We start from the raw sequence: 11750 nt of genomic DNA, 5'->3' as shown, positions 1-11750 counted from the left end.
ACTATCCCTCTAATTCTTTGGCAATTTCCAGGTCAACCCAGATATCATCATCGGCATCGTCCAGCACCGGAGCATCAACCACCGCATAGGACCAGTCATTGATCACCTCAAGCGCACCGCCGAGCATCAAATTCAAATTTCCGCACAATTCTGTCGCCTCTTTTCGGGACCACTGTTCTTTCTCCAGCAAACTGCGATAAAGCTGGCTATGTGCGGAGTCAAGCCCCCCCGCCTCCGTTGATGAGGCTGGAGCGCTTTCTGGCTCTTCCGGTTCTTCTTCGGTGAAAATTGTGTTCAGCAATTTACGAACATCATCCGTGGCAGATTCGTGGCGGGCAAGTACATTAGCATCCAGTGTGAACCCTGCTGCTGTCTGATCAGTTGGTACATACGAGACGAGATCATGTTCAGTTGCGGAATGCTGATGGATATTGCTCGAGACAGATGAGGGATCCAGCCCCAAACTTGAATAAATCTTCTCAAGCTGTTTGATTTCGGCAGGCGCTATCGTCCCATCCGAACAGGCAACACTAACGATAACCTTACCCACAGCAGCTTTTTCCGCGGCCCCCATCAACTCAATCCTGCTTTTCATTCCTGTCATATTGGCTGGGGTATGAAGTTGCCACGTTAAATACGCATGTAGAGAGCGTTTTTCATCATCGGTGAAGCCAGGATTGTTGTTGATGGCATTCTCAAGCACTTTCTGTTCAGCTTGATCAAGAGAATCGTCAATCAAGGCGACCATCGCCCCTAATCTAAGCGTCATTACAGCTGAGATAAATTCAGGAGAAGGTGAGAAGCGTCCACCTTCGGCGGCAGGGAATAGAACAAGTGTCCCATCAACATCCGCCTTCACATGGTGATAATACGGGTCAGGTGCCAGACCGTAACCCATCTTCAGAGCAAAGGCCTGCATCAAATCGGCCTCTTTTTTATTGATCTTATTGGGGCAACTGGCATTCATATGTGCCCAAAAGTCAGCAACTGAGACTAACCCCTCCTTGACGAGGATCGCCTCATCAGCCCAGCGTTTGAATGAGCTTAATATTTTTTCTGCGCTTTCATTAACGATCTCTGAAGGGAGCAACATAATTGCAGCCGTATCATTGACTGACGTACCTTTCCTACCAAGGTAGCGACTATAAGCATCAAGTTCATCCGTACATATGTCGGCAAGAGCCATAATTTTCTGGACAGGGCTCTTCAACGCACTTGGATCAGGCAGGTCGGGAACAGGGAGTCGAACACCTCGCAAACTAGGACTTGCTGGTGTGTAATCTAACCTTAGGCGCGTTTTATTCGCCTTAACGACCATCCCTTCACCATATTTGAGGGTGTAACGCCGTTTGAAAAGCGCAGCAAACTCTTTAGCACAGCGGCGAGCCGGGGTACGCAGCGAATACTCGGTGTGGTTTATTACCCAGTTCAACGCCAGTTCAGCTGATACAGGAACTCCTTCATGTACAGTTTTTGCCAGAGCCAGCTTAAATTGCATGCTGTTGCTGAAACCTGAATTGCTATCGAGCTCAGTGGCTAAGCCCATGTTCGGGCGCAGAATAGACATGGCTTCGAGTAACTGGGCCGAATATCCACGGAATGAGCGGTTCTCAATGAATACGGATCTTAACCGAGCGACTTCTTTGAACAGATTACGGAACTCAGCATCAGGGAATTTTGGGTCAGTGGAATCTATGAGCGCTTTTCTTTCCAGGCCGTAGAGGTAGATAAAAACATAGCCGATAGGACACGATGGATCAGACCTATCGCTGGCGAGCCAACTGACATACGCACCGCGTGCTTCTGGGGAAAGAGAGGAAAAACTGGGCCAGTATCCTAATGAACTGTCCTCGTAAAGATAAGAAGTAGGTTTTATCTTACATGTGTCATCAATTAATGATGCCTCATTTCCATCGTCATAATAGCCGCCTGATTCCTGACCGGAGGGCTTCATACGTTGCCCCACGTAAATGTGGCCACCGCTAATTGCTACACCAGCTACAGTTATCATCTCACCCGGAAGTACCCATCGAGCTAGTGCACCTGCCGACTTTGAGGTGTTCCGGTAATGATTGGTTGTCACCCGAAGTTCAACACCTCGGCCACCGCTCAATGTAAAAGTTGCAAGGTTATCGTCATCACTATCATCGTTTCGCACAACCGCCTCTTTTTTCTTGATGTCAGCGAGCCATTCTTTTGGTGGTGCTTTCACAGGGCTTGAAGCATAAGACTTTGGAGATTTACGTTTTTTCTTTCTAAAAAACAACAAGTAAATGACAAAAATTGCCGCCAAAAACTTCAATAACTCCATGATATATAACCTTAAAATCATTCTCCATTCACATTTGAAATGTGGTAGGGAATGCATGGCAAGTGGATTAATCTTAAAATAATACGTCTAAATCGCTAGGGTTAAAAGCAAATCGCAATTAAAATTAACCAATTGATTTAAATAACAAAAATCATTGAATAATTTACTTAACCAGAAGTGAATTTTTAAGGAGTAAAAAGCCTGCTGGGCCATTCGCCTAAGAATGATGTTGTACTAATGCTAGGTTAACATACGAGCAAATATACTGCGGATGCAGAACTGACCGCTGTATGATGACATTTACCTAGTCGTTGAGAATTTCGGTAACTATTGGAAAGCCGTTAGAGACTGTACATTCTCGGATTTTAAGAGTAGCTGGTTTAGTTTTGTGTAATAGCTGCGTCAGGTCAAACCTGATCTATGAGCAGATATAGCGAGGGGCCCCACGCTGATTTTTATCAACTAATTAAGCTATGAGCTGAGTTGTGCCGAAGTTAAGATATACTCATCACCTACGTTGATGAGCTGAAGAGCATCTCTGACGCCATTAATGCAGTTTATCCGGAGAGCGGATAAGTTCTGTATCATTCACATGGTGCGTAATAGCCTGCGGCTCGTATCTTAGAAGGACTACAAAGCATTAACCCATGACCTGGGCTACCAGCGGCAGAGGCTGTTTTACACGACGAATACCATTGCCAGATTGGACAGTGTGATCCGGCATACCATTAAAAAGTGCAAGGTACTCCCGACAGATTACTCATTAAAAAGTTGTATCGCTATCAACCCTGTCAGTATCGCTAAAAAGACGATGATGTTCAGGGGAGCTCGTATCGTCTTTTTATCAGCTCTATGCTCTTCTGCACAGCCACATCTGAGAAAAGGCAGTCACATTGAATCACGTACGCACTCTCAAGGTACCGGACTATCGATTTTGCGATACCCCGATACGTTTTTGTACTGCCTTCGCGAACGCCGCCTTCACTCTTTTGTCTTTGACTGACCATTCAGCCAACAACTTGCTCTGGCTTGCCTCCACCATTGCCGCGTCCCGTGAGTCGTTTTTATCCTGTGCGGAAGGCCATCCATGCTCCTCAATATAGGGCCTTAACGCTTTAATAATTGCATTGATGGCATCGGTTTTAGTTTCCCAGCCCTCAGGTTGCGCTTCCAGGTGTTTTATCACTTCGTCTTTAACGCCATCAAAACGTGTCGCTTTGACCTTTCCGCCATAAGCAGAATTGAGTTTATGCCGTTCCTTGATTCTTTTACCTGCTGCGGATTCACTGCGTTTCAGACCGCGATCCAACAACGCGATAGCCTTCAGCATTAATTGCACCGCATGATCTGGATCAGATTCGAGAGCCGATGTTCCCTGCTCCCAGTATTGTTCAGCCTCAGACATATCGTTCCTGATCCCCTTTATCATCCATTCTGAAAGACTGAAAATTTTCAGATAACGCCGCCATTTTTTCTCTCCGTGCTCATCAGCAAGTCGCCGCGCTAAATCTTCATCCTTCGTTTGTCTCCCTGTTTGTAGCACGATAACAATTTCAGTATCTTTATTCAGCCATTGCCTGGCGATATGTTTCTGTCTGACCCCGAGATGAAAACGTAACGCTTTCCTCTTTTTACGAAATACGATGAGTAACTCATCAGGGGTAAAATCCCTGTCTAAATCAGCCATGAAGTCCCTCTTTTCGAATGACAATTTCTATACTCCAGTAAATATCCTTGCCTGACACCTGGAACGACTCATTCTTGCCCTTAGCCAGACGCTTCCGGCACCATTCTCGAAAAAAAATATTCTGTCACCAACAAAAAACGGAAAAAAACCTAAAAAAAACCTCCTATCTCATTGTTATAAAATGCCTTTTTTGCTACAGCCACCAGGCGGGTGCCATTACCTGTTCCGGCACCATACAATTGCGTCCATATCGAAAGAACAGGGGGAATTAACAGATATGTCTGTACAAGGTATCAGGATACTGCGCATACGCGCCGTTGTTAACAAAACGGGCATCGCCCGCTCAACCATCTATGACTGGATCAACCCGAAGTCGCCGCGCCACGACCCGACCTTTCCGAAACAGCGCAGGCTGGGTATGCAGTCCGTCGGCTGGCTTGAGTCAGAGCTGGATGCATGGCTGCTGGAACGCCAGCAGGCATCATAAGCGATGAGATAGTATTGGTAAAAATTAAAGAAGGATACGCAGGTTATATAACAACATCTCTGATTTAAATATGTGCTCGCTGTGACATATTTTTGCCAGTTGCAAGAAAACTGAATGCGATTATTTATTGGGTAAGATTATTACTTTAAATAAATTTTGACGCTTGGCTATTTTATTATATTCACAACTAACCCGTTACTGAAAACAGTAACCAAGGAGAATATTACATGCAGAATATACTGCCACACACTGTCATTACGAAAATGCCGGAGCCTTATATTCCCGTACAAAACAGAACCCCGGAGGGTTACCCTGTCTGCGCGTTCCCGCCGGTGATGCGGGATGTCATTGATGCTCTTTATAACGAGACGGGTATCCCGGCGGAACTGATAGCGGGGGCCGTACTGGCAGCCTCTTCCCTCGCCTGTCAGGCTCATATTGAGGTGGTACCACCACACTCATCGGATCCGATGCACTGTGCACTGTATTTACTGACGTTGGCGGTCTCCGGTGAAGGTAAGACCAGTATCAGCAAAAAAGTGATGAAGCCTTTTTACCGGTTCGCTGAGCAAATGAAGCAGCAGCACGACGGTCTGATGAAGGCACACCTGCGTGCTGACAATATCTGGAAAATACACCAGAAAGCATTGACCAGTAATCTGTACACTGCCATCAAAAGCGGTTCTGAGGGGACGGAGGAAGAACGGCTGTTAGATGAACATGCAGAAACGCGGCAGCAGCCTCCGACCCGCCTGGCGATGCTTTATGACGACACCACCGCAAAGGCGCTCCTGGAAGGTTTGAGCCGGTATTCTGAAGCCGGGGTGCTCTCAGATGAGGCAATTACCTTTTTTAAAGGGTATCTGAAAAACAACCTCGGTTTACTGAATAAAGCCTGGGACGGGGAGACCTATGAATACCACCGCCCGGGCGGTGAGGAGTACGATATCAACGCCTGCCTGACCCTGGCATTAATGGTTCAGCCCCCGGTCTTTGAAAATTACCGCCGTAACCACGGTGAACTCAGCAAGGGAAGTGGTTTTCTGTCGCGGTTTCTTTATATCAATACCATCAGCACGCTGGGACGTCGCCGCACAAATACGGACCACGCTCATTCTGATGAAGCATTAAATGTGTTCCACAGTAAAATTAACCAGTTACTTGATAAGCAAAAGGCGCGTTTTTATAGTCACGATAAGCAGAAACAAACGCTCAGATTATCTGATGATGCGACCACTTACTGGGCAGATAAACAGTCAGAGCTCAGCCGTAAAACAGCCCCCGGACAGCAGATGGAGCATATCAGTGAAATTGCAGCCAAAGCGGGGGCGAATGCCCTCAGGGTTGCGGCCATTCTGACATATATGTATTCACCTGAGAGTTTATGTATTTCGCGGGGGGTCATCCAGGCCGCCTTCAAAATTGTGGAATGGCATCTTGAAGAAGCGGAAAGGCTGTTTTTCCCTTCTTCTGAACGGAATGCATTTATGGAGGACGTTTACGAGATGTTCAGGTGGCTTAAGGAGAAATTTCTCGATAATGAGGGATATCCACTCAGGAAAAATGAGGTAAACCGGAACGGCCCGAACCGGCTGCGTGACGCCAGTAAATCACAATCTGTTCTTGAGCAGTTAATCGCACTGGGTCTGATTTGTTTTATTCGTCCCGGCCGTCATTCTGCGGTGTATATTGCCATGCCCTCCCTGGAATGTCGCCACTCATGGTGTATTCCACCGGCATTCCTGGAGAACGGACATAATCCGATTATTGCATCGCCAGAGAATGTCACTGGCAGGTATGGTTTTGAATACTTTGACTTTAACAGGCTGGAATATTAATCGGGACACCTCACTACAGAGACCCGAATGGCCAGAGCGTAAACCGGTTAAATGTCTTCGAAAAACAGCCACAGAGGCAAAAACCCCGCGCCAGTCGCGACTGGTCGCAATCCGCGCGGGGTTTTCTCAGAATACAGTGCTAAAAAACAGATAATGACGACTGGTGGAAAGCTCTGTGGATATGAACCATTAACAGCCATCAAAACATGTAATTTAACACAATGTGTTTTGCTAGTGTATTTCTTACTCATTTGAGACAAATACATTAACATTTAATTAGTGTTGATTAATAAATATATTTAATGACATATAAAAATAGCATCATTGTTATTAACAACAAAAGCAAAGACATTATCACATTAAATAAGAGTTTAATTATGGCCGTATGTAAAAGAAATAACTGCATGGCACAGATCGGCCATTCACCCGCCGAACGGATATTACGGCTATGCCCGGTACATTATCAGGGCAGACAGTTAAATGCAGCCAGACGAACGGAAAGAGCAGCATTAATATGCCAGTATCCCGCCTGTGGTATCAGTATATCTGAAACCCGCAATCATTTTTATTGTTGTAAGGAACATCGGGATAAAGCCCGGAGGTTAATCGATGACGATGCTATTATAAGACTGGTTAAGCACTCTTACTGGCTCAATGTGGAAGCTATGCTAAAAAATAATTCCCTTGGACTGGGGAGTATCACCGGTCCGACGGATATTGCAGACCTCATTCGGTTATATCAGCGCAAAGCTGTCCACCAAAAAACATATAATATGCTGAACGGGCAAAGAGTTGCTGATACGACAAAACGGTTAATCCCCTGGCTGGATCTTGAGCTATGCCACATTTACCCTAACTCTAAGGGCGGTGCAAATATCGCCAGAAACATTATCATCGCACCTGCTGCTATAAACCGGATGATGAAGGATTTTATCCCCTGCTGTCAGTCAGGAGTGCTGAGTGGCATAAAAGCAATGGAAACACCTCAACCGGTTAAATCGACCTTACTGAAAGCGTTAACGGATAAATACGGTTCAGATGCTGTACAGGAAGCATTGTACGGAGTTAAGCATCTTGCCTTTGCTGATTTAAGTCTGTCACGCAGGCTATTTGACACTGATATTTACGCATTCCCTCCACTAACCCGTCTGTTAAAAGAGGAAGCCTTACGCCTGAATTTGATGTCACTATGGGAAACGCTGGTTTGTACCGAAGTCAGCGTCTGGCTTAATGCCGGGCCTGCGAATGAATTATTTGCCGTTGCCGCGTTTCATGCGTTGCTGAACGGCGACGCCGACCACCTGCTGGAGCAATGTTATCGTTTAGTCGATGAAATCAGGGTGAAGCACAAGCGGGGGTCTCAACAAATCTACGACGAATTTCAGCATATACTCAGCCAGTACATGGCAAAATATTTTCACATTGACACCAGCGACCACAGAGCCTGTAATCTCTTCTATAACCGCTTTTTTAGTGTTCCTCCTGTCACAGAGGACGGTGTCTGCGCCATACCGCCTCAGTGATGCATTTCCTCAGCCTGTGTTCAATAAAATCTCAGATATATATCACCCTTCCGAAGTGAAACCGGACCATCGATAAACTCGGGCGAGGTTTACGGTAAATATATTTACTGAACCACGATCAATTTTGTCGATCGGTTCGATCGAATTTCATCGTTATCCCCTTCTTTTTTGCAGCTATAAAATCCCAACGGGATGCTTATGACTGTCTGTATTCTACTAAAAAACATGCAGATACCCTTTCCGGGTAGCGTTTTACGAAAACCAGAGGTGCACAAAAATGAACAGAAAAATGATTCACCCTTTACTACTGACCTGTGCGCTGGTACCGGCAGTGGCAATGGCCTTCGGTAATCAAACCACCTGGACCCGGGGCTGGGGCCAGGGAGTATCAGAGTTTGTTATCAATGGGGAAAGTCAATCGCAACTGTCTCTGACCTGTGAGGATTACGGCTCGCAACCGGCCACGGTCATATTCACTGACGCCAGCGGGCATCAGGTCAGTATGGATGAAGATAAAAGCCTTCAGGTCAGTATCGACGGTGGAGCCCCCATCGACATCAGCGAATCTGGCAGTCGAGTGGGCGGTAATAACCTTGCGCTGGCCTGGGCTCAGCTACGTAATGGCAAACAGGTCTCAGTAACCGGAGACGGTGTTAAGGATGCCACATTCACGCTGGCTGGGGCAGCAAAGGTATTGCCGGTATTCGGGACTCACGGCTGCGTGGGTAAAGACGCACTCTAGCCTGCATCTGAATTTAATACCTGTTGATTACGTTATTTTTAAAAGGAACAGTTTATGAAATTTAAACACATGCTGGTGCCCGCACTGTTTGCACTGTCAGCCCTGGCGCTGGCAGAGCCAACGCCATCCATCAAAGTGGAGACCAGTAATCAGATTCACCCTGCCGGAACACGCTACGTCACTGTCGTGGTCACTGCACTGGATAACACCGTGAAAGTCGAAAATATTGACGTGAACCGGGGAAACTGTCGCATTGCCAACCAGAAATATCTGTACTCCAGCAATAAAGAAACTATTTTGCCTGCCACCCTGCGTTACGGGCAGTCCGTCAGCGTGAGTTTTTATAATAACTGCGTGGCTTCAGAAGTCGTCGTCACTACTGATAAGGGGGGATGGCGTTACACTTACCACTGAGTCCCCCGCCCCTGATTAACGTTTCCCAACCTAAAAAATGCCACATGACCAACGGGCTGCCGCTGCGCAGTCCAGAGTAAATCCTATGACTTTTCTGAAAATACTGGTGACCGCCCTGAGCCAGGCGCTGACCTGGTGCGGCGGACATCATGCCCGGCAGTATATTGAAATCCGCTTTCGTCAGGCAGGCTACGATGACAGCAGCATTGATACAGCCCGGGAAGCGGTCACGTTGCTGGTCACTGCACTTATCACCGCCCTGATGGCGCAGATATTGAAGATTCTGGATACGCTGTAGTCCCGCCCGACCTATCCGTTCATTGAGAACAACACATCCAGCCCCAGCCTCCTCACGGAGCAGGGGCTTTTGCTTTTATGCCATCAGAGTAATCAGATGAGGAATCAAGCATGCGATTAGCCAGCCGTTTTGGTCGGGTGAACCAGGTTCGCCGTGACCGTCCATTAACCCGCGAAGAACTGATGCAGCATGTCCCCAGCGTCTTCGGGGAAGACAAGCACGACTCCAGAAGCGAAAAGTACACCTATATACCCACAATCACCCTGCTGGAGAACCTTAAACGCGAAGGGTTCCAGCCATTCTTTGCCTGTCAGTCACGAGTGCGCGACCAGAGCCGACGGGAACATACAAAGCATATGCTGCGCCTGCGTCGTGCCGGTCAGATAAACGGCCAGCAGGTGCCGGAAATCATCATTCTGAATTCTCACGATGGCGCATCGAGTTTTCAGTTGCTGCCGGGGATATTCCGAAGTGTCTGCACCAATTCACTCGTCTGCGGGCAGTCGTTTGGCGAGATTCGTGTGCCACACAGGGGGGATGTTGTCGGGAAGGTGATTGAGGGGGCCTATGAGGTTCTCAGCGTCTTTGAGCGGGTGGAAGAGAAACGTGACGCCATGCAGTCCGTGCAACTCCCGTCACCCGCACAACATGTACTGGCTAAAGCGGCGCTCACATATCGTTTTGGGGAGGAGTACCAGCCAGTGACTGAATCGCAAATTCTTGCCCCCCGCCGCTGGCAGGACGAGAGCGATGACCTGTGGACCACTTACCAGCGCATTCAGGAAAACTTGCTGAAAGGCGGGCTAAGTGGCCGTACCGCGAAGGGGAAACGTACCCACACCCGCACAGTAAACGGCATTGATGGCGACGTTAAGTTAAACCGTGCGCTCTGGGTGATGGCGGAGAACATGCTGGATTTGTTGGGCCGGTAATCACCCGCGCCCCGCCACTGAAATCAATCCCCGGCCCGAGACCTCCATTCGACATCTCCATGCATAAGGAAAAATTAACATGACCGACATTATTAATATTAACGACAACCATCAGCGACCTCTGCAGGCTGGCGATAACGGTTCTGCACCTACTCTGACAGCCACGCCCGTACCGGACGAACAGCGTGTAGAATTCTGGCCGCAGCACTTTGGTAACATCCCGCAGTGGATAACCCTTGAACCGCAGGTCTTTGCGTGGATGGACCGGTTCTGCGCTGACTACAGCGGCGGTATCTGGAGTTTTTATTCTCTCAGCAACGGCGGGGCCTTCATGGTTCCGGAAACGGACAACGATGCCTTCTGGTCGCTGTTCAACACCATGAATGGCAACGCCGCAGACATGAGCGCCGAAGCCGCCGGGATTGCAGTCTGTCTTGTCGCTTACAGTCATCACGCTTGCCGCACGGAATGCGACGCCATGACGGAACATTACTGGCGTCTGCGTGACTATGCGCTGAACCACGCAGAATGCAGCGCCATCATGCGCATTATCGACTGAGCGTCCCGCCATGCCGTATGAACTGTCTCACCTGAATGCCCTGTGGGATGCGCAGGGGAAAACAACGGTCAGGGATGAGGACGGTGACGTTGTGACCGACGAGCCCTTCCTGCATTTCCCGACGGGTACCCCTCTCTTCCATATCTGGTCATGGTTTGAGTCCCTGCACGACGGGTTCGTCGTTGCCGTGAAACTGTACAACACATCCCCTCCCGACACGTCAACAGACAGGAAAAGCAAATGAATATCACCACTTGTCCTCCCGGCAGCGGGGAAATATCTCCCACTACACAGCGCACTATCAGACGTGCACTGACCCTGCTGGAACGCCAGTTACGCGAGCCCGGCGTTGCATTTACCTCCAGCCAGGCGGTCCGCGACTGGCTTCGTCTGCAGCTCGCCACGCTGGAGCGCGAAGTATTCATGGTGATCTTCCTCGATAACCAGCATCGTCTTATTGCTCATGAAACGCTCTTCACCGGCACCATCAACCATACACAGGTACATCCCCGTGAAGTGATAAAGGCAGCACTGAAATACAACGCGGCTGCCATTGTGCTTTCACACAATCATCCGTCAGGTTATGCGGAACCCGGCCATGCTGACCGACTTATCACTGACCATCTGAAACAGGCACTTAAACTCGTGGATATCTGCCTGCTGGACCACCTGGTCGTGGGAGGCATGGATATTGTCTCGTTTGCTGAGCGTGGCTGGCTTTAGGGAGAGAGTAACGATGAAAATCATCAGCAAACGTCAGGCAATGGCGATATACCGCCAGCATTCTGAATCCCGGCTGTTTCGCTTCTGTACCGGGAAATATAAGTGGTCCGGCAGTATCTGCCATTACCACGGCAGGGAAGTGCAGGATATCCGCGGTGTGCTGGCCGTGTTTGCTGAACGCCGACAGGACCGCAACGGTCCGTATGTGATCCTGCGCAGCGTTACCCTGAACTGAC

Annotated in this window: 13 protein-coding genes and 1 pseudogene; 12 read left to right on the top strand and 2 right to left on the bottom strand. The window is 48.5% G+C overall.

Annotated elements, in window-relative coordinates; all coding sequences use genetic code 11:
- Nucleotide 1 precedes the first annotated feature (1 nt).
- The gene (locus BH714_RS22675; RefSeq protein ID WP_040019081.1) at nt 2-2311 is read right to left on the bottom strand and encodes a tellurite resistance TerB family protein; all 2310 of its coding nucleotides are present in this window, start codon (nt 2309-2311) and stop codon (nt 2-4) included.
- Nucleotides 2312-2809: 498 nt separating this feature from the next.
- Between BH714_RS22675 and BH714_RS24550 the strand changes: the two are divergent.
- Nucleotides 2810-2933 (top strand): annotated as a pseudogene (locus tag BH714_RS24550) (transposase); the annotation flags it as partial.
- Between the two features lie 303 nt (nt 2934-3236).
- Here the strand turns inward: BH714_RS24550 and BH714_RS22670 are convergent.
- Nucleotides 3237-3998 carry a hypothetical protein gene (locus BH714_RS22670; RefSeq protein ID WP_004114617.1) on the bottom strand — a complete coding sequence of 254 codons (762 nt, stop codon included), beginning with the start codon at nt 3996-3998 and terminating at the stop codon, nt 3237-3239.
- 277 nt (nt 3999-4275) lie between these two features.
- Here BH714_RS22670 and BH714_RS22665 point away from each other — a divergent pair, with 277 nt between their 5' ends.
- From BH714_RS22665 to BH714_RS22615, 11 genes are all read left to right on the top strand, one after another.
- A complete protein-coding gene (locus BH714_RS22665; protein ID WP_004114618.1) occupies nt 4276-4485 on the top strand; it encodes a helix-turn-helix transcriptional regulator in 210 nt (69 codons plus the stop codon).
- Between the two features lie 227 nt (nt 4486-4712).
- On the top strand, nt 4713-6323 hold the full coding sequence (locus BH714_RS22660) for a YfjI family protein (protein WP_004114619.1): 1611 nt from the start codon (nt 4713-4715) through the stop codon (nt 6321-6323).
- Nucleotides 6324-6727: 404 nt separating this feature from the next.
- On the top strand, nt 6728-7846 hold the full coding sequence (locus BH714_RS22655; protein WP_228333643.1) for a hypothetical protein: 1119 nt from the start codon (nt 6728-6730) through the stop codon (nt 7844-7846).
- Nucleotides 7847-8123: 277 nt separating this feature from the next.
- Nucleotides 8124-8588, top strand: coding sequence for a hypothetical protein (locus tag BH714_RS22650; protein WP_004114621.1), 465 nt, complete (start codon nt 8124-8126; stop codon nt 8586-8588).
- A gap of 54 nt (nt 8589-8642) precedes the next feature.
- Nucleotides 8643-9002, top strand: coding sequence for a hypothetical protein (locus tag BH714_RS22645; RefSeq protein WP_004114622.1), 360 nt, complete (start codon nt 8643-8645; stop codon nt 9000-9002).
- Between the two features lie 85 nt (nt 9003-9087).
- Nucleotides 9088-9300, top strand: coding sequence for a hypothetical protein (locus tag BH714_RS22640; protein WP_040018973.1), 213 nt, complete (start codon nt 9088-9090; stop codon nt 9298-9300).
- Between the two features lie 110 nt (nt 9301-9410).
- On the top strand, nt 9411-10232 hold the full coding sequence (locus BH714_RS22635) for a DUF932 domain-containing protein (RefSeq protein WP_040018972.1): 822 nt from the start codon (nt 9411-9413) through the stop codon (nt 10230-10232).
- A 79-nt stretch (nt 10233-10311) separates the two neighbouring features.
- Complete coding sequence (locus tag BH714_RS22630) at nt 10312-10791, top strand: antirestriction protein (protein WP_040018971.1); 480 nt, start codon at nt 10312-10314, stop codon at nt 10789-10791.
- 10 nt (nt 10792-10801) lie between these two features.
- Nucleotides 10802-11035, top strand: a complete 234-nt coding sequence (locus tag BH714_RS22625) for a hypothetical protein (RefSeq protein ID WP_040018970.1) — start codon at nt 10802-10804, stop codon at nt 11033-11035.
- Nucleotides 11032-11514, top strand: a complete 483-nt coding sequence (gene radC, locus BH714_RS22620) for a RadC family protein (RefSeq protein ID WP_004114630.1) — start codon at nt 11032-11034, stop codon at nt 11512-11514. The genes BH714_RS22625 and radC overlap by 4 nt, the downstream gene beginning before the upstream one ends.
- Nucleotides 11515-11527: 13 nt before the next feature.
- The gene (locus tag BH714_RS22615) at nt 11528-11749 is read left to right on the top strand and encodes a DUF987 domain-containing protein (RefSeq protein ID WP_004114632.1); all 222 of its coding nucleotides are present in this window, start codon (nt 11528-11530) and stop codon (nt 11747-11749) included.
- Nucleotide 11750 lies beyond the last annotated feature (1 nt).

Source organism: Enterobacter ludwigii, from assembly GCF_001750725.1.
Taxonomy (GTDB): domain Bacteria; phylum Pseudomonadota; class Gammaproteobacteria; order Enterobacterales; family Enterobacteriaceae; genus Enterobacter; species Enterobacter ludwigii.
The sequence above is the reverse complement of the archived record's forward strand: the minus strand, read 5'-3'. Positions and strand labels throughout refer to the sequence as shown.